Here is an 18,727-nt window from a genome sequence, read left to right as displayed (position 1 = left end):
CGCTGGCTGGGTGGCTGGCGTTTCGTTTTCGTTCATCGCTGTGGACGGGGCGCATATTAAGATCGGATTGCAGGGCTGTCAAACTAATTTTTTAAAATAATCAAAAAAATTTTCACAGATAACAATCACTTACCGCCCTGCCCGAGCAAAACCTCGGCATCGAACCCTGTGGGAGCGGGTTTAACCGCGAATGCGGCAGTGCAAGCGCCATCGTATTCGCGGGTGAACCCGCTCCCACAGGTTTCAGCTACAGGCTGGGAAACACTGTCAGGCGATCGAGGCCAGCAGCTTTTCCCACTCTTTGTTTTCTTTCTTCGACACGCCACCCAGCAAGTCCAGGGCCTGGCGCAGGCGGTAGCGGGTCAGGTCCGGGCCAAGGATTTCCATGGCATCCAGTACCGAAACCGAGCTGGCCTGGCCAGTGATGGCGGCGAACATCAGCGGCATGGCGTCACGCAGCTTCAGCTCCAGCGCCTCGACCACGGCCTGGATGCAGCCGGTGATGCGCTCTTTTTCCCACTGACGCAGGCTTTCGAGCTTCCACAGGATCAGCTGAATCACCTGACGCACCTGGTCGGCCGACAGCTTCTTGCTTTCGAACAGCTTGGCATCCAGCTTCAGCGCGCCTTCGAAGAAGAACCCGCCCAGCGGAGCAACCTGGCTGAAGGTTTCGACGCGGCCCTGCACGTGCGGGGCGATCTTCATCATGTAGTCGCTGTTGAATGCCCACTTCTGCAGGCGTGCCGCGAATTCCTCGACCGGCAGCTCGCGCAGCCACTGGCCGTTGAGCCAGGACAGCTTCTCGATGTCGAAGATCGGCCCTCCGAGCGAGATGCGCGACAGGTCGAAGTGTTCGACCATTTCAGCCAGCGAGAACTTCTCGCGCTCGTCCGGCATCGACCAGCCCATGCGGCCCAGGTAGTTGAGCATCGCCTCGGGCATGAAGCCCATGCGCTCGTAGAAGGTGACCGAGGTCGGGTTCTTGCGCTTGGACAGCTTGGATTTGTCCGGGTTACGCAGCAGCGGCATGTAGCACAGCTTTGGCTGTTCCCAGCCGAAGTACTCATACAGCTTGATCAGCTTGGGCGCCGACGGCAGCCACTCTTCGCCACGCAGCACGTGGGTGATGCCCATCAGGTGGTCGTCGACCACGTTGGCCAGGAAGTACGTCGGCAGGCCGTCGTTCTTCATCAGCACCTGCATGTCCATACGGTCCCACGGGATTTCAACATCGCCGCGCAGCATGTCCGGGACCACGCACATGCCTTCGCTCGGCACCTTCATGCGGATCACATGCGGCTCGCCAGCGGCCAGGCGGCGCTCTACTTCCTCGGCGCTCAGCAGCAGTGCGCGACCGTCGTAGCGCGGGGTCTCGCCACGGGCTTGCTGCTCGGCACGCATCTGGTCCAGCTCTTCAGCGGTACAGAAGCAGTAGAAGGCGTGACCGGCGTCGACCAGTTCCTTGGCGTACTTGGCGTAGATCTCGCCACGCTCGCTCTGCCGGTACGGGCCGTGCGGGCCGCCGACGTCCGGGCCTTCGTTCCATTCGATGCCGAGCCAGCGCAGAGCGTCGAAGATCTGCTGTTCCGACTCGCGCGTGGAGCGCAGCTGGTCGGTGTCTTCGATGCGCAGGATGAACTCACCGCCGTGCTGCTTGGCAAAGCAGTAGTTGAACAGGGCGATGTAGGCAGTGCCGACATGGGGGTCGCCGGTAGGCGATGGCGCGATACGCGTGCGTACGGTGGTCATGGAAGGTCTCGAACGAAAGATGAAACAAAGGCGGGATGTTAGCAGGAGGCAGGCACCGGGCTCCAGCAATGGCGCGAACGTCACTTGTCGACAGACCCTGTGGCGCTGTTAAATTTATTTACATTTCTGGAACGATAGTCCCCATGCCCGCCCAACTCAAACGCCGCCTGCTGGTCTTTTTCACCCTCGTGGCCCTCATCGCCCTCGCCTTCCTGGCCCACTGGTACTTCAAAGGCCGCTTCTACGAGAGCACTGACAACGCCTACGTGCAGGGCGAAATCACGCGCATTTCCAGCCAGCTGGGCGCCCGCATCGACACGGTGCCGGTCGAGGACAACCAGCACGTCAACAAGGGCGACCTGCTGGTGCGCCTGGAAGCCGACGACTTCGAGCTGGCGGTTGAGCGCGCCCACGCCGCCCTCGCCACCCGCGAAGCCGAGTACGCACAGGCGCAAAGCCGCCTGACCCAGCAAGGCAGCCTGATTGCTGCCGGCCAGGCCCAGGTGGCGGCCAACCAGGCCACTTTCGACCGTTCACGGCTGGACCTGAGCCGCGCCGAGAAGCTGCGCAAGCCTGGCTTTGTATCCGAAGAACGGGTCACCACCCTGTCGGCAGACAGCCACGTCGCCGGCTCCCAGGTCGACAAGGCCCGCGCCGACCTGCAAAGCCAGCGCCAGCAAGTCAACGCGCTGAACGCCGACCTCAAACGCCTCGATGCGCAAATCGCCAATGCCCGCGCCGACCTGGCCCAGGCTGAGCTGAACCTGACCCGCTGCGAGATCCGCGCACCGATCAGCGGCACCATCGGCCAGCGCAATGCGCGCAATGGGCAGGTGGTGCAGGCCGGCGCCTACCTGCTGTCGATCGTGCCAGACGAAGACATCTGGGTGCAGGCCAACTTCAAGGAAACGCAGATTGGCCACATGCAGCCCGGCCAGCGCGCTGAACTGCTGTTCGACAGCTACCCCGACACGCCCATCGAAGGCCGGGTCGACAGCGTGTTCGCCGCGTCGGGCGCGCAATTCAGCCTGCTGCCGCCCGACAACGCCACCGGCAACTTCACCAAGGTGGTGCAGCGCATCCCGGTAAAACTCACCTTCCGCGCCGACAACCCACTGCACGGGCGCATCCGCCCCGGCATGTCGGTAACCGCCACCGTCGACCTGCGCAGCGAAAACGAAGGCCACGATGGCCGGTGATCAACTGCTCAGGCCTACAGCCGAGCCCACCCGACGCGACTGGATCGCAGTGATGAGCGTGATGCTCGGCGCCTTCATGGCGGTGCTCGACATCCAGATCACCAACTCGTCGCTCAAAGACATCCAGGGGGCACTGTCGGCCACGCTGGAAGAAGGGTCATGGATTTCCACCTCCTACCTGGTGGCGGAAATCATCATGATCCCGCTGACCGCCTGGCTGGTGCAGCTATTGTCCGCCCGTCGCCTGGCGGTGTGGGTATCCGCAGGCTTCCTGCTGTCGTCACTGCTGTGCTCGATGGCCTGGAACCTGGAGAGCATGATCCTGTTCCGGGCCCTGCAAGGCTTTACTGGCGGCGCGCTGATCCCACTGGCCTTCACCCTGACCCTGATCAAACTGCCTGAGCACCACCGCGCCAAAGGCATGGCCATGTTTGCCATGACGGCCACCTTCGCCCCCTCCATCGGCCCCACGCTGGGTGGTTGGCTGACTGAAAACTGGGGCTGGGAGTACATCTTCTACATCAACATCCCACCGGGGCTGGTGATGATCGCCGGCCTGCTGTACGGGCTGGAAAAGAAGGAAGCGCACTGGGAACTGCTGAAAAGCACCGATTACGCCGGCATCGTCACCCTGGGCCTGGGGCTGGGTTGCCTACAGGTGTTTCTGGAGGAAGGCCACCGCAAGGACTGGCTGGAATCGCACCTTATCGTGGGCCTGGGCAGCATCGCCCTGGTCAGCCTGATCACCTTCGTCATCCTGCAGTTTTCCAAGCCACACCCGCTGATCAACCTGCGCATCCTGGGCAACCGCAATTTCGGCCTGTCGAGCATTGCCAGCCTGGGCATGGGCGTGGGGCTGTACGGGTCGATCTACCTGTTGCCGCTGTACCTGGCGCAGGTGCAGGGCTACAACGCCTTGCAGATTGGTGAAGTGATCATGTGGATGGGCGTACCGCAGCTGTTCCTGATTCCGCTAGTGCCGCAATTGATGAAGGTGGTGTCACCCAAGGTGCTGTGCGCGCTGGGGTTCTGCCTGTTCGGTGCGGCCAGTTTCGGCTCGGGGGTGCTCAACCCGGATTTTGCCGGGCCGCAGTTCAACCATATCCAGATCATCCGCGCCTTGGGCCAACCGATGATCATGGTGACCATTTCGCTGATTGCCACGGCCTACATCCAGCCGCAGGATGCCGGGTCGGCTTCGAGCCTGTTCAATATCCTACGCAATCTGGGCGGAGCGATTGGTATCGCCTTGCTGGCCACCCTGCTGGATGCGCGGACCAAGGTGTACTTCGATTACCTGCGGGAGGCGGTAGTGCCGAGCAACCCGCAGGTGGCAGAGCGGCTGGCGCAACTGGCCGAAAGGCTGGGGAATGACAATGCGGCGCTGGGGAAGCTGAGCGAGATTACCCACCAGCAGGCGTTGATCATGGCATACAACGATGCGTTCCACTTTGTCGGGATCGGGTTGGCGGTGAGCATGGTGGCGGTGTTGCTGACCCGGAAGTTGCCGGCGGGGTTGAAGGCTGGGGAGGCCCATTGATTTAGTTGTTGCCTGTACTGGCCTCTTCGCGGGTAAACCCGCGAAGAGGCCAGTACAGTTGATAGAAAATCAGCTGGTAATCAACCGCTCGCGCAGCTGAGCAATTTCATCGCGCAACTGCGCCGCCGCCTCGAACTCCAGATCGCGGGCAAACTGCATCATCTTCTCTTCCAGTTGCTTGATACGCTTGGTGATCTCGCCCGGTGTGCGCAGTTCGGCTTCATAACGGGCGCTCTCCTCAGCCGCCTTGGCCATGCCCTTGCGTTTCTTGCTGCGTGCGCCCGGGACGGTGGCACCTTCCATGATGTCGGTAATGTCTTTGACCACGCCCTTGGGCACAATGCCGTTGGCTTCGTTGAACGCGATTTGCTTCTCGCGGCGGCGCTCGGTTTCGTCTATCGCTCGCTGCATCGAGCCCGTGACGTTATCAGCGTAAAGGATTGCCCGGCCATTCAGGTTTCGCGCAGCACGCCCAATGGTCTGGATCAGTGAGCGCTCGGAACGCAGGAACCCTTCCTTGTCGGCATCGAGGATCGCCACCAGCGACACCTCCGGCATGTCCAGGCCCTCACGCAGCAGGTTGATACCGACCAGCACATCGAAAGTACCCAGCCGCAGGTCGCGGATGATTTCCACCCGCTCCACGGTGTCGATGTCCGAGTGCAGGTAGCGCACCCGCACGTCATGGTCGGCCAGGTAGTCGGTCAGGTCTTCGGCCATGCGCTTGGTCAGCGTGGTGGCCAGCACCCGCTCGCTCAGGGCCACACGCTTGCGGATTTCCGACAACAGGTCATCCACCTGGGTCAGTGCCGGGCGCACCTCGACCTGCGGGTCGACGAGGCCGGTCGGGCGCACCACCTGCTCCACCACGCGTCCGGCGTGCTCAGCCTCGTAGGGGCCAGGGGTAGCGGACACAAAGATGGTTTGCGGGCTGACGTCCTCCCATTCATCGAAACGCATGGGGCGGTTGTCCAGCGCCGAGGGCATACGGAAGCCATATTCGACCAGGGTTTCCTTGCGCGAGCGGTCGCCTTTGTACATGGCGCCGACCTGCGGCACACTCACGTGGGATTCGTCGATCACCAGCAGCGCATCCGGCGGCAGATAGTCGTACAAGGTGGGCGGCGGCGCGCCGGCCGGGCGGCCAGACAGGTAGCGCGAGTAGTTCTCGATGCCGTTGCAGTAGCCCAGCTCCAGGATCATCTCCAGGTCGAAGCGGGTGCGCTGCTCCAGACGCTGCGCCTCCACCAGCTTGTTGGCCTTGTGCAGGTACTCCAGGCGTTCTTTCAACTCTTCCTTGATACCCTCCACCGCCTCCAGCAGGGTTTCCCGCGGCGTGACGTAGTGGCTCTTGGGGTAGAAGGTAAAACGCGGCAGCTTGCGGAAGACCTCGCCGGTGAGCGGGTCAAAGGCGGCGATATTTTCTACCTCGTCATCGAACAGCTCGATACGGATGGCTTCAAGGTCCGATTCCGCCGGGAAAATGTCGATCACATCACCGCGCACGCGGAACGTGGCGCGGGCAAAGTCCATTTCGTTGCGGGTGTATTGCAGGTCCGCCAGACGGCGCAGCAATGCGCGCTGGTCGAGCTTGTCACCACGGTCTACGTGCAGGACCATTTTCAGGTAGGACTCGGGGCTACCCAAACCATAAATGCACGAAACAGTGGTCACGATGATCGCATCGCGCCGCTCCAGCAGCGCCTTGGTCGCCGACAGGCGCATCTGCTCGATATGGTCGTTGATCGAGGCGTCCTTCTCGATGAAGGTGTCCGAAGACGGCACATAGGCTTCCGGCTGGTAGTAGTCGTAGTAGGAAACGAAATACTCCACCGCATTGTTGGGGAAAAACGCCTTGAATTCGCCGTACAGCTGCGCGGCCAGGGTCTTGTTCGGCGCCAGCACCAAGGTCGGGCGCTGCACCTGCTGGATGACATTGGCAATGCTGAAGGTCTTGCCCGACCCGGTCACCCCGAGCAACGTCTGGTGCGACAGCCCCGCCTCGATGCCTTCGACCATCTGGCGAATGGCCTCGGGCTGGTCGCCGGCCGGCTGGAAACGGGTGACGAGCTGGAACTCGGACATGACGGACCTCGCGGTGCTGCAGCAACTGTAAATTTAGCCAGTAGTCTATACCCAAATGCGCCCGCCCGGGGGCGCTTTCAAGGCGTAGCTGTGAGCGCGTGTAACGGTGGACCCGGTAATTCGACCAATGGTCGAAAAATATTTGCGCAAATAGCCGGAAAAGCTGTGCCAGAGTGTCGCAGTGACCGGTCGGTATCACTATACTGACTCCCCGTTTGTGCACCGCTTCAGTGCATTCGGCTGGAGGGTGTACGTCCTATCACTCTCCAATCAGAGCCAAGGTAACAATGAGCCTGTTTTCCGCTGTCGAGCTGGCACCCCGCGACCCTATTCTGGGCCTCAACGAAGCATTCAACGCCGACCCACGTACCGACAAGGTCAACCTGGGCGTAGGCGTGTACTGCAATGAGGAAGGCCGCATTCCGCTGCTGCGCGCCGTGATCGAAGCCGAGACCCAGCGTGCCGCCCAGCACGCCTCGCGCGGCTACCTGCCGATCGACGGTATCGCCACCTACGACCAGGCTGTGCAAAAACTGATCTTCGGCGCCGAGTCGCCACTGCTGGCCGCTGGCCGCGTGGTTACCGTGCAGGCCGTCGGCGGTACCGGCGCACTGAAGATTGGCGCCGATTTCCTCAAGCGTATCTCGCCGAACGCCGTGGTTGCCATCAGCGACCCAAGCTGGGAAAACCACCGCGCCCTGTTCGAATCGGCCGGCTTCCCGGTGCAGAACTACCGCTATTACGACGCGCCGACCCACGACGTCAACCGCGCCGGCATGCTCGAAGACCTGAACAACCTGCCATCCGGCTCGATCGTGGTGCTGCACGCCTGCTGCCACAACCCGACCGGCGTCGACCTGAGCCTGGATGACTGGAAAAACGTCCTGGAAGTGGTCAAGGCCAAAGGCCACGTACCGTTCCTCGACATGGCCTACCAGGGCTTTGGTGACGGCATCGCCGAAGACGCCTTTGCCGTGCGCCTGTTCGCCGAGTCGGGCCTGGAGTTCTTCGTTTCCAGCTCGTTCTCCAAATCGTTCTCGCTTTACGGCGAGCGCGTGGGTGCACTGTCGATCGTCACCGCGTCCAAGGACGAGAGCACCCGCGTGCTGTCGCAGGTCAAGCGCGTGATCCGCACCACCTACTCCAACCCGCCAACCCACGGCGCCACCATCGTGGCCACCGTGCTGAACAGCGCCGAACTGCGCCAGATGTGGGAAACCGAACTGGCCGAAATGCGCGAGCGTATCCACGGCATGCGCAAGCAGATGGTTTCGCTGCTGGCCGAGTATGGCGCCAACCGCGATTTCAGCTTCGTTGGCCGTCAGGTTGGCATGTTCTCCTACTCGGGCCTGACCGTTGAACAGGTTGCCCGCCTGAAGAACGACTTTGGCATCTACGCCTTGGACACCGGCCGCATCGCAGTGGCCGCGCTGAACCAGAGCAACATCCACGTGGTCACCAAGGCTATCGTGGAAGTGCTGTAACTCATTGTTTTGCCAAGGGGTAGCTTGACATCCTGTTGGCAATCAGTAAGATACGCGCAGATTCCGCGATAGCTCAGTCGGTAGAGCAAATGACTGTTAATCATTGGGTCCCTGGTTCGAGTCCAGGTCGCGGAGCCAAACACTGAAAAGCCCCCGGTTGCGCAAGCAACCGGGGGCTTTTTTGTTGTTCGGCGGAAGTATGTCTCCGCCTGGTGGATCGAGCGCCGCCCGTGCGGCGCTCGATCTGCTGGGCGGCACAAAGCTCAAGACATGCGCCTTCCAGCCCCAGAGATCTCAGCTACTACGGCCAATCGGGTAGAACTCGCACTGGCTCCAGACACCCAACCACTCCTCGCCCTCGATCACACGCGGCACCGCCAGCTCCACCAGCTGGTAGAACACGTTGCGATGAATCAACGCTTCAAGGTTGCTGCGCATCAGCACATAGGGCGACGGTTCCTGCGTCACCGGGTCGATCACCACACGCAGCGGGCTGTCCGGCCCAGCATCCACCTGGTCCTCGACATTGCTGGTAAAGCGCAGCACCTGCTGTTCGCCCTCCCCCAGCACCTCCAGCGCCACCGCCACGAACGGCGCGTCATCCACGCGGATGCCAACCTTCTCTACCGGGGTAACCAAGAAGTAGTCATCGCCATCGCGGCGGATGATGGTGGAGAACAGCCGCACCATCGGTTTGCGCCCGATCGGCGTACCCAGGTAGTACCAGGTGCCATCGCGAGCGATCCGCATGTCGATGTCGCCGCAGAAGTCCGGGTTCCACAGATGCACCGGCGGCAATCCCTTGGCCTTGGGGATCTGCGCCAGAAGATCATTGGCCTTGCCGGAATCGCTCATCACGCCTGCCTCATTCGCTCATGCCCAGAAGGCTACGAGCGTACTCGCGCATCGGGGCGCCAAGCAAATCCTCGGGAGTATTGTCGTGGAACGTCAACAAACCGCCACGGCTCTTGATGCGTGCGGTATCGATCAGGTAGCGGGTATTGGTTTCGATCAGCATCATCTGCACCACGCCACTGTCCCAACCCAAGCGGTCGACCGCCTGTTCGTCATACCATTCGTCGCCATTGCCGATACGGTCGTCGGTACGGGCGAAGCGGGTGTACAACACGTAGTCCGCACCTACCGAACGCGCCTGGGCAACGGCTTCTTCCAGGCCCAGCGGGCCTTGGGCGCGGCGCACCAGCGGGAAATATTCGACGAAGCTCTTGAAGGCCTGCTCGGCCACCACGTTCTGCCGTGGCACCGGCCCCTTGCCTGGTGGCACGAACGCGCCTTGACCGATAAAGATGAACGAATCGGGCTGCAGACGGATCGACAGGGTGCGACGGGTATCACTGTGGTCCAGCAGGCCGGCATCGCTCATGTGATAACGAACGCCCTCGCCCATATCGCTGACATTCATGCAACCGCCCAGCGCCATCAGCGCCAGCAGCAAGACCAGGCTACGCATCTTTCCTCCAGTGGCCGGTGACGAAAAACCGGCGAATAGCCGGCGGATGCAGCTTTTGCGCCAGCTTCAGCCGCCGATCACTTTCATCACCATCACATCCCCGGAAAACGCTTGCTCTTGCTTGTCAGCCAAGGCCTTGACCAGCAAGCGCTGCAGGGCCGGCAATGCCTGATGGCGTGGCTTATCCAGCAGATCGCCGACGAAGTGGCGATTGCTGGACGAAAGGCAGCCATGCAACCAGCCTGTCGAGGACAAGCGCAAACGCGAGCAGGTGCGGCAGAACGGCAGGCTTTCGTTGGCAATGACGCCGAAGTGCCCACGTCCTGGTATTTCATAACGCAAAGCCGTGGCATCCAATGGCGCATCGACCTGGGTATAGGTGTGCCTGCTGCCAATCAGCGAGAGCAGTAGGTCAAGGCCGACGAACTGTTGCAGGAAGGTATTACGGTCACGCGCCAGGTGGCCCATGCGCATGAGCTCTATGAAGCGAAGCTCAAAGCCGCGTTCAAGGCAGTAATCCAGTAGCGGCACTACCTGGTCGAGGTTCTGCCCGTGCATCGGCACCATGTTCACCTTGATGCGCATCCCCATCGCACTGGCCTGTTCCATGCCTGCCAGCACATTGGCCAGGTCACCACCCCGCGCAATGCGGCGGAAGGCTTGAGGGTCAAGGGTGTCGAGTGAAACATTCAGGCGGCGGATGCCAGCTGCCTGCAACTGAGGCAACTTGCGCGCCAACAGCTGGCCATTGGTGGTCAACGAAATATCATCGAGGCTTAGTTTGGCCACAGCGGCCAGAAAGGCATCCAGGCGTGGGCTGACCAGCGGCTCACCGCCCGTGATGCGCAGCCGCTCGATACCGGCCGCTTCGATCAAGTAGGCCACGCCACGGGCCAGGGCATCCGCCGACAATTCGTCCTGCGCCGCCACCAGACGCTTGCCGTCTGGTACGCAGTAGGTGCAGGCGTAATTGCAGGCAGCCGTCAGGCTGACGCGCAGGTTGCGGAAACGCCTGCCTTGACGATCGACAATCATGAATGACTCCGGCATGGATGATGAGGGCTGGCAAAACCTGACTCATAAATCAGGTTTTTGCAAGCCCCCGCTTCATACCGGGTACCAGCAGCGAACGAAGCTGCGCTTCAGTTCGAGGGTTCCGGGTCGCGCTTGCGCTTGTTACCCATGCGCACGCCAATGTCCATCAGGAACTGGAAGAAGCCTTCCTGATCCTCAAGCACATTGCTCCAGAACGGCGAGTGGTACAGCGCCACGGCGCCATGCACCAGTGCCCAGGCGGCGCAGTAGTGGAAATAGGGCGGTACGTCTTCAAGCTTGCCTTCGCTGATGCGGCCTTTGATCAACTGGGTCAGGCGGTCGAAGTTGGAGGCCCGAATGCTGTGCAGTTGCTCGACCATTTCCGGCACCTGATTGCCCTTGACCACCTTTTCTTCCAGGCGGTCGAACAGCCGGTAACGTTGCGGGTCGCGCATGCGGAACTCGAAGTAGGCACGCGACAGGGCTTCCTTGTCGCGGTCGACGTCGGCCGAGTGCAACAGCGCGTTCAGGTCACGCTCATAGTCGAGCATCAGGCGCAGGTAGATCTCCGCCTTGGACTTGAAGTGCTTGTAGATCGTGCCTTTGCCGATGCCCACGGCGTCGGCGATCATCTCGACGGTGACGCTGTCTTCACCCTGTTCGAGAAACAGCTTGAGCGCGGTGTCGAGGATTTCCTGTTCGCGACGGCGAAACTCACGGACCTTACGAGGTTCTTTCTGCATGGGAAGGACTGGATGACAATCGAAGCGGTTTATTATGCCTAACTTGCGGGAAATTGCACGGATCATCCAAGCATGTCTGTGTTTCACGATGCATATGGCCATGCGCTGCGGGAGGAATGGAACCTCGGCGTATTCCAAATCTGTTTAAAAAACGACCAATATGCACTGGCACTGCGCCAAACCTGACCAATACTTGAAGTGTTGGCGCGGCGCATCCCCCCCAAGTGGCGCGCCGATAAAGGTGCTCAGGGACCGCGTACCTTTGTTTTACTCCTAATGGTCTTAACCCGGATTCCCCCCCCAGAACCCGGGTTTTTTTTGCGCACCCCGCAGGGTGGACTGGCCAGGGGATAAAGTTCGAGCGATCAGCGCACTCGCGCCAACGGGAACAACCGCTTGAAGTTCGCCGTGGTTTGCTCCGCCAGTTGCTCATAACTGGCCCCCCGCAACGAGGCCACATACTCCGCCACCTCGCGCACATACTGCGGCAAATTCGGCTTGCCCCGGTGCGGAATCGGCGCCAGGTACGGCGAATCGGTTTCCACCAGCAGCCGATCGACCGGCACCTGCCGCGCCACTTCGCGCAGGGCGTCGGCATTGCGGAACGTCACGATGCCAGACAGGGAAATGTAATACCCCAAATCCAGCGCCGCCCTGGCCATGTCCCAGTCTTCGGTAAAGCAATGCAGCACGCCGGCCTGTGGCAGGTTGGCCTCGCGTAACAACGCCAGGGTATCGGCGCGTGCCGCCCGGGTGTGTACGATCACCGGCTTGCCAGTCTGCCGCGAGGCTTCCAGGTGCAGGCGGAACGAGGCCTGCTGCAGTTCGGCAGCTTCGGGCTCATAGTGATAATCCAGCCCGGTTTCGCCAATCGCCACCACATGCGGGTGAGCCAGTTCGCGCAGCAGCCACTCCAGCGCAGGGGTTTCACCCGGCGCCAGGTCCAGCGGGTGCACACCTACCGAGCAATCAACATCGGCATATTGCTCGCTCAGGGCTTTCACCGCGCCGGCGTTCTCGGCACTGACACCGATACAGAGGAAGTGCCCCACCCCACGTTCACGTGCCGCCTGCAAGGCAGCATCGAGGGAGCCCTGATGGGCGCTCAGGTCAAGACGGTCGAGGTGGCAATGGGAATCTACGAGCATGGGATAACAGCACACATGAAAAATGGGAAGTCAGCGGGCGCCCGGCAATTGCAGCCAGTGAGCCAGCAGCGACTCTAGCAACAGGGCACGGTTGAGGTTGGCCTTGCCCAGCACCTTCTGGCGCTGCTCCAGGATCCACGCCTGCACCTCCAGCACCTTGGCCTGGCGGCTCTTCTGCGCCAGGTATTGCACCACCTTGCGCATATCGGCCAAGCCTAAACCTTCCTCGTCCTGGGTCAACTGGTAGCGCAGGATCAGGTGCGACCAATCGCAAAACCAGTCGAACAGCAACAACAATGGTACACCGTTCCAGGCATCGGCCAACTGACTGGGCGATTGCTGCTGTTTGAGCAGCTTCTTCACCCCGTCGGTAACCAGCGCACGCTGCTCTCGCACGCCTTGGGCCTGCAGGCTGACTGCCATCAATGGCGAACCGGCCGCCAACGTCAGCAGCTCGTCACGTTCGGCCTGGTCACTGTCGGGCAACGCTTCGGCCAGCCACGCCTGGCTCTGGGCCACGCCGGGCTGCGGGCAGGCGACCTGCTGACAGCGGCTCTTGATGGTGGGCAGCAGGCGGCTAGGCTGGTGCGTGACCAACAGCAACACGGTATCGCCAGAGGGCTCTTCAAGGCTTTTGAGCAGTGCGTTGGAGGCATTTACGTTCATCGCCTCCACCGGTTCGATCAAGACGACCTTGCGCCCGCCCAGCTGGGCCGTCTGCACCACGAAGGCTACCAGCTCGCGCACCTGGTCGACCTTGATCGGCTTATCGGCCTCTTCAGGTTCAAGGACGAAGTTGTCCGGGTGGCTACCCGCTTTGAGCAGCAGGCAAGACTTGCACCCACCGCAGGCGTTCAGCCCTTGAGGCTGCTGACACAGCAGACGGGCCATCAGCCGCTCTGCCAAAGCCCGTTTGCCGATACCCTGTGGCCCATGCAACAGATAGGCATGGGCGTGTTGGCTTCGGCCGGCCAGTTGCTGCCAGAGGGCCTGCTGCCAAGGGTAGGCCTCAGCCACGGCAACGCTCCACGATGCGGGGCAGCAGCACGTCAATGGCCCGCTGCACAGCCTCAAGGGATTGCGCGGCGTCCAGCAGGCTGTAACGCTGCGGCTCGCGCTGGGCGCGCTGCAGATACGCCTGGCGCACGGCTTCGAAGAAGGCCTGGCCTTCCTGCTCGAAACGGTCCAGGCGACCGCGGGCGGCGGCGCGGGCAAGGCCTACTTCGACCGGCAGGTCGAACACCAGGGTAAGGTCCGGGCGCAGGTCGCCCTGAACAAATTGCTCCAGGGCAGCGATACGCTCGACAGACAAGCCACGGCCACCCCCTTGATAGGCATAGGTGGCGTCCGTGAAGCGGTCACACAACACGACGGCCCCGCGGGCCAATGCCGGACGAATGACCTGTGCCAGGTGCTGGGCGCGCGCAGCAAATACCAGCAGCAGCTCGGTGTCAGCTGCCATGGTTTCATCGCTGGGAGCCAGCAACAGTTCGCGCACTTTTTCGGCCAGGGGCGTACCGCCAGGCTCCCGGGTCAATACCACATCCAGGCCCTGCTCGCGCAGGCGCGCGGCCAGGTAGTCACGATTGGTGCTCTTGCCCGCGCCTTCGGGGCCTTCCAGCGTAATAAACAAGCCGCTCACAGGCAGTCCTTAATGTTGTTCGTCAGGCGTCGGCCGTTCGGCCGCTTGCGCGCCACCGGCAGGGGCGTCCTGCACAGGGGGCTCATCGGGTGCCGGCTGCGCTGCCGGCTCATCCGGCGCAGGCACCTCGGGCTGGGCGTCTTCAGCAGCCGGTTGTGCCTCTTGCTGCGGGGCAGGGCTGGAGCGGTAGTCTGCACGGCGCTTGAGCTGGAACTCGCGCACCGCCGAGTTGTGGTCATCGAGGTCGTCGGAGAACACGTGGCTACCGTCGCCACGGGCGACGAAGTACAGGCTGGTACCGTTCGACGGGTTGAGCGCCGCATGAATCGCTTCGCGACCGACCATGGCAATCGGGGTCGGCGGCAACCCGGTGATGGTATAGGTGTTGTAGGGCGTCGGTTCGCGCAGGTCGGCGCGGGTAATCTTGCCGTTGTAGCGCTCACCCATGCCGTAGATCACCGTCGGGTCGGTCTGCAGCATCATGCCCAGGCGCAGGCGCCGCACGAACACGCCGGCTATCTGCCCACGTTCCTGGGGGATACCGGTTTCCTTTTCCACCAGCGAAGCCATGATCAGCGCCTGGTACGGGTCGCGGTATGGCAGGTCGGTGGTGCGCTCGGCCCATTCCTTGGCCAGCACTTCGTCCAGACGCATGTAGGCCTGCTGCAGCAACTCGACATCGCTCATGCCGCGCACAAAGCGGTAGGTGTCCGGGAAGAAGCGCCCTTCCGGGAACACGCCGGTATGGCCGAGCTTCTCCATTACCTCGGAGTCCGACAGGCCGTCCAGGGTGTGCTTGATCTTTTCATGCTTGGCCACGGCCGAGCGCACCTGGCGGAAGGTCCAGCCTTCGACCAGCGTGAGGTTGTACTGCACCACATCAGCCCGTCGCCAGGCATCGAACAGCTGCTCGACGGTCATGCCCGGGGTAAGGCGGTACTCGCCAGTGTGCAGGGGGGTGCCAGCCATGTTGAAGCGCCAGTACAAGCGCAGCCACACGGCGTCGTCGAGCAACCCTTCGCTCTCCATGCGATAGAACATGCGGTTGGGGGTGGTGCCATTGGGCACATCGAGCAGGCGCTCCTGCGTGACGTGCAGGGGCTGCTCCAGGACGGCGTTGACCTTCCAGGCCGACCAGCCAAGCGCCAGGCCGGCGAGGATCAAGCCCATTTCCAGCAGCAGCAGGAATTTACGTCTCACGAATTCAGGTTTCCAGTAACGTACGGGCAACGGCCTGCAGTTTACGGGTGAGCGGGCCAGGCGACCAGTTTAGCGCGGCTACGCCACGCACGGGCCAAATGCCGTAAACGCTATTGCAAACAAATACTTCATCTGCGTGCTCCAGCGCCTCGAACGGCAAGTCACAGACCTGCGCCGGGATGCCCAGCAGTACGGCCTGCTCCAGCAACGCCGCACGCATCACACCGGCCACACCACAACGGCTGAGGTCGGCGGTAAGCAGCACGCCGTCGCGCACCAGGAACAGATTGCTGTATACCCCTTCGATTACCCTGCCCTCCCCGTCACGCATCAGGCCTTCGGCGTGTTCGCTGTCCTGCCATTCAGCACGGGCCAGCACCTGCTCCAGGCGGTTGAGGTGTTTGAGCCCGGCCAGCAGCGGTTGTTCCCCAAGCCGGGTCTGGCAAGCGAACAACCGCACGCCTTGCTCGGCATGCTCAAGGGGATAGCCCGGCAACGGACTGCCCTGCAGGATGCGCCGTGGCGCGGCACCGGCTACCGGGGCATAGCCACGCTGGCTGTCGCCACGGGTGAGGATAAGTTTGGCTACGCCTTCACCGAGCTGGCTGGCATAGCGCAGCAGTTCGTCGCGCACCAGCGCCAGGTCGGCGTTGATCGCCAAGCGCTGGCAACCCAGCGCCAGGCGTGCGAGGTGGCCGTCCAGCAAGCTGGGGCGACCGCCGCGCACAGCAATGGTCTCGAACAGGCCATCGCCGTAGGCCAGGCCACGGTTCTGCAAGTTGAGTGCAGCCGCCGGCTGGCCATCGATCCAGCTGTGCATCAACCGGCGAACCGGCGGAACACCAGCGAGCCGTTGGTGCCGCCAAAGCCGAACGAGTTGGACAACACCACGTCGATCGGCATGCTGCGCGCCAGGTGCGGCACAAAGTCAAGGTCGCAACCTTCGTCTGGCTCGTCCAGGTTGATGGTGGGCGGCGCCATCTGGCTGTTGATGGCCAGCACGCTGAAGATCGCCTCCACCGCGCCGGCAGCACCCAGCAGGTGACCGGTCATCGACTTGGTCGAGCTGACCGCCAGTTTGTAGGCATGCTCACCGAACACGCGCTTGATCGCAGCCACTTCGGCCACGTCGCCCGCAGGGGTCGAAGTGCCGTGGGCGTTGATGTAGCTGACTTCTTCCGGCTTGATGCCGGCATCGCGCAGGGCGTTGGCCATGCAACGGGCAGCGCCTTCGCCCGTGTCGGGCGGCGAGGTCATGTGGTAGGCGTCGCCACTCATGCCAAAGCCAACCAGCTCGGCATAGATGGTCGCACCACGCGCCTGGGCGTGCTCCAGCTCTTCGAGCACCAAGGCACCGGCACCGTCGGACAACACGAAGCCGTCACGGCCCTTGTCCCACGGGCGGCTGGCCCGGCTTGGCTCGTCGTTGCGGGTGGACAGCGCGCGCGAAGCACCGAAACCGCCCATGCCCAGGCCGCAAGCGGCCATTTCGGCGCCACCGGCGATCATCACGTCGGCCTCACCGTAGGCGATATTGCGTGCGGCCATGCCGATGCAATGGGTGCCGGTGGTGCAGGCGGTGGCAATGGCGTAGTTCGGCCCTTGCAGACCCAGGTGGATCGACAGGAACCCGGAGATCATGTTGATGATCGAGCCCGGCACGAAGAACGGCGAAATGCGGCGCGGCCCCGAGTCGTGCAGGGTGCGGCTGGTTTCTTCGATGTTGGTCAGGCCACCGATACCCGAGCCCATGGCCACGCCAATACGCTCGCGATTGGCGTCGGTGACCTCCAGGCCGGCATTACGCACCGCCTGGAAACCGGCCGCCAGGCCGTACTGGATGAACAGGTCGAGCTTGCGGGCCTCTTTGGCCGACAGGTATTGCTCGACTTCGAAGCCTTTCACCGAGCCGCCAAAACGGGTGGAGTAGGCAGACAGGTCCGTGTGTTCGATCGGACCAATGCCACTGCGGCCAGCCAGAATGCCCTGCCAGGTGCTCGGTACATCGGTACCCAGTGGCGACAGCATACCCATACCGGTGACCACGACGCGTCTACGCGACACAGTACTCTCCTTTTCTAATAACAGAGTCTCTTGCCATTGCATTCAAGCGCAGGAATGGAATGGCAACAGGCTCTTGGTGCGCGGTGAACGAAGCAGCCTTGAAAATGCGGGGCGCTCGCAAAGAAAAAACCGCACGCCAGCGAAGGCAGTGCGGTTTTCCCCGACAAGAAGCGTCGACTAAAGCGTCTTAGGCCTGGTGGGCTTTGACGTAGTCTACAGCAGCTTGAACGGTAGTGATCTTCTCGGCTTCTTCGTCAGGGATTTCGGTCTCGAATTCCTCTTCCAGAGCCATCACCAGCTCAACGGTGTCAAGCGAATCGGCACCCAGGTCATCAACGAAGGACTTCTCGAGAGTCACTTCTTCTTCCTTGACGCCCAGTTGCTCGGCGACGATTTTCTTGACGCGTTCTTCGATGTTGCTCATACCTAGGTTTACTCCTAATGGATATATGTCAGGCAGCTGGCCGGTGGCTAATTTTATAGAAAGACGTTCGCTTTTCAAGCGAAACGCACCTTCAAGCTAGCCACCCCACCCGCTGCCTGGAATCTGGTTGCAGCTTTATAACGGATTTTAGGCTCGCAGTATGACTCTTTTTTTACGAAATCCGTCACATTGAGTTGCAGTGTTACATGTACATCCCGCCGTTGACCGGCACGGTAGCGCCGGTCACGTAGCCAGCGCCGTCGGATGCCAGGAACGAAACCACCTTGGCGATTTCGTCGGCCTGGCCCAGGCGGCCCAGCGGAATCTGGGTCTGCAGGGCTTCGCGCTGCGCTTCTGGCAGCTCGCGGGTCATGTCGGTGTCGATGAAGCCCGGGGTCACCGAGTTGACGGTGATGCCACGCGAGCCCACTTCACGCGCCAGGGCGCGGCTGAAGCCTTCCAGGCCAGCCTTGGCGGCCGCATAGTTGGCCTGACCGGCGTTACCCATGGCACCCACAACCGAGCCGATGCTGATGATACGGCCCCAACGTGCCTTGGTCATGCCACGCAGCACGCCCTTGGACAGACGGTAGAGGCTGTTCAGGTTGGTGTCGATCACGTCGAACCACTCGTCGTCTTTCATGCGCAGCATCAGGTTGTCGCGGGTGATGCCGGCGTTGTTGACCAAAATGGCCGGTGCGCCGAACTGCTCACCGATGGCGGCCAGTACCGCTTCAACGGACTCGGCGCTGGTCACGTTCAGCTCCATGCCGGTACCGGTGATGCCGTGCTCTTTCAGGGTGGCAGCGATGCGCTCGGCGCCGGACGCCGAAGTGGCGGTGCCGATCACGGTCGCGCCCTGGCGGCCCAGCTCGAGGGCGATGGCCTGGCCAATGCCACGGCTGGCGCCGGTGACCAGTGCAACTTTACCTTGCAGGCTCAT

General features: G+C 62.1%; 17 protein-coding genes and 1 tRNA gene. 4 read left to right on the top strand and 14 right to left on the bottom strand.

Annotation, left to right across the window (positions count from 1 at the left end; translation table 11 throughout):
- Positions 1-267 precede the first annotated feature (267 nt).
- Positions 268-1,749 carry a glutamate--tRNA ligase gene (gene gltX, locus ACF8R4_RS19725; RefSeq protein WP_060498767.1) on the bottom strand — a complete coding sequence of 494 codons (1,482 nt, stop codon included), beginning with the start codon at positions 1,747-1,749 and terminating at the stop codon, positions 268-270.
- Between the two features lie 143 nt (positions 1,750-1,892).
- On the opposite strand from gltX, the gene ACF8R4_RS19720 reads away from it, so the two are divergent.
- The gene (locus ACF8R4_RS19720) at positions 1,893-2,948 is read left to right on the top strand and encodes an HlyD family secretion protein (protein WP_392493271.1); all 1,056 of its coding nucleotides are present in this window, start codon (positions 1,893-1,895) and stop codon (positions 2,946-2,948) included.
- Between the two features lie 49 nt (positions 2,949-2,997).
- Positions 2,998-4,488, top strand: a complete 1,491-nt coding sequence (locus ACF8R4_RS19715; RefSeq protein WP_177337100.1) for an MDR family MFS transporter — start codon at positions 2,998-3,000, stop codon at positions 4,486-4,488.
- Positions 4,489-4,557: 69 nt separating this feature from the next.
- Here the strand turns inward: ACF8R4_RS19715 and uvrB are convergent, their stop codons facing one another.
- Entirely contained in the window at positions 4,558-6,573 is a 2,016-nt protein-coding gene (gene uvrB / locus ACF8R4_RS19710) for an excinuclease ABC subunit UvrB (protein WP_060498764.1), read from the bottom strand.
- Between the two features lie 287 nt (positions 6,574-6,860).
- Here uvrB and ACF8R4_RS19705 point away from each other — a divergent pair, with 287 nt between their 5' ends.
- A complete protein-coding gene (locus tag ACF8R4_RS19705) occupies positions 6,861-8,057 on the top strand; it encodes an amino acid aminotransferase (RefSeq protein WP_016715151.1) in 1,197 nt (398 codons plus the stop codon).
- A 62-nt stretch (positions 8,058-8,119) separates the two neighbouring features.
- Positions 8,120-8,195, top strand: a tRNA-Asn gene (locus ACF8R4_RS19700).
- 156 nt (positions 8,196-8,351) lie between these two features.
- Here ACF8R4_RS19700 and ACF8R4_RS19695 read toward each other — a convergent pair.
- The 12 genes from ACF8R4_RS19695 to fabG form a co-directional block, all read right to left on the bottom strand.
- Positions 8,352-8,912 (bottom strand): DUF1285 domain-containing protein, encoded by a 561-nt coding sequence (locus ACF8R4_RS19695; RefSeq protein WP_060498762.1) that lies wholly within the window; start codon positions 8,910-8,912, stop codon positions 8,352-8,354.
- Between the two features lie 10 nt (positions 8,913-8,922).
- Positions 8,923-9,528: a DUF4823 domain-containing protein gene (locus tag ACF8R4_RS19690; protein ID WP_019098587.1), complete on the bottom strand. Its 606-nt coding sequence runs from the start codon at positions 9,526-9,528 to the stop codon at positions 8,923-8,925.
- 66 nt (positions 9,529-9,594) lie between these two features.
- Entirely contained in the window at positions 9,595-10,563 is a 969-nt protein-coding gene (locus ACF8R4_RS19685) for a GTP 3',8-cyclase MoaA (protein WP_392493267.1), read from the bottom strand.
- Between the two features lie 107 nt (positions 10,564-10,670).
- Positions 10,671-11,306 carry a TetR/AcrR family transcriptional regulator gene (locus ACF8R4_RS19680; protein ID WP_003260720.1) on the bottom strand — a complete coding sequence of 212 codons (636 nt, stop codon included), beginning with the start codon at positions 11,304-11,306 and terminating at the stop codon, positions 10,671-10,673.
- A gap of 365 nt (positions 11,307-11,671) precedes the next feature.
- On the bottom strand, positions 11,672-12,454 hold the full coding sequence (locus ACF8R4_RS19675) for a TatD family hydrolase (RefSeq protein WP_104835296.1): 783 nt from the start codon (positions 12,452-12,454) through the stop codon (positions 11,672-11,674).
- A 30-nt stretch (positions 12,455-12,484) separates the two neighbouring features.
- Positions 12,485-13,471 carry a DNA polymerase III subunit delta' gene (locus ACF8R4_RS19670; RefSeq protein WP_104835297.1) on the bottom strand — a complete coding sequence of 329 codons (987 nt, stop codon included), beginning with the start codon at positions 13,469-13,471 and terminating at the stop codon, positions 12,485-12,487.
- Positions 13,464-14,096 (bottom strand): dTMP kinase, encoded by a 633-nt coding sequence (tmk, locus tag ACF8R4_RS19665; RefSeq protein ID WP_060498759.1) that lies wholly within the window; start codon positions 14,094-14,096, stop codon positions 13,464-13,466. Before tmk ends, ACF8R4_RS19670 begins: the two co-directional genes overlap by 8 nt.
- A gap of 9 nt (positions 14,097-14,105) precedes the next feature.
- Positions 14,106-15,296: an endolytic transglycosylase MltG gene (gene mltG / locus ACF8R4_RS19660; protein WP_223624203.1), complete on the bottom strand. Its 1,191-nt coding sequence runs from the start codon at positions 15,294-15,296 to the stop codon at positions 14,106-14,108.
- Positions 15,297-15,300: 4 nt separating this feature from the next.
- Entirely contained in the window at positions 15,301-16,116 is an 816-nt protein-coding gene (gene pabC / locus ACF8R4_RS19655) for an aminodeoxychorismate lyase (protein ID WP_060498757.1), read from the bottom strand.
- Positions 16,116-17,360 (bottom strand): beta-ketoacyl-ACP synthase II, encoded by a 1,245-nt coding sequence (fabF, locus tag ACF8R4_RS19650; RefSeq protein WP_060498756.1) that lies wholly within the window; start codon positions 17,358-17,360, stop codon positions 16,116-16,118. Before fabF ends, pabC begins: the two co-directional genes overlap by 1 nt.
- Before the next feature lie 187 nt (positions 17,361-17,547).
- The gene (acpP, locus tag ACF8R4_RS19645) at positions 17,548-17,784 is read right to left on the bottom strand and encodes an acyl carrier protein (protein WP_016715141.1); all 237 of its coding nucleotides are present in this window, start codon (positions 17,782-17,784) and stop codon (positions 17,548-17,550) included.
- A gap of 202 nt (positions 17,785-17,986) precedes the next feature.
- Positions 17,987-18,727, bottom strand: a complete 741-nt coding sequence (gene fabG / locus ACF8R4_RS19640; protein ID WP_016715140.1) for a 3-oxoacyl-ACP reductase FabG — start codon at positions 18,725-18,727, stop codon at positions 17,987-17,989.

The sequence above is a fragment of the Pseudomonas sp. FYR_2 genome (assembly GCF_043106425.1).
Classification (GTDB): domain Bacteria; phylum Pseudomonadota; class Gammaproteobacteria; order Pseudomonadales; family Pseudomonadaceae; genus Aquipseudomonas; species Aquipseudomonas monteilii.
The sequence above is the reverse complement of the archived record's forward strand: the minus strand, read 5'-3'. Positions and strand labels throughout refer to the sequence as shown.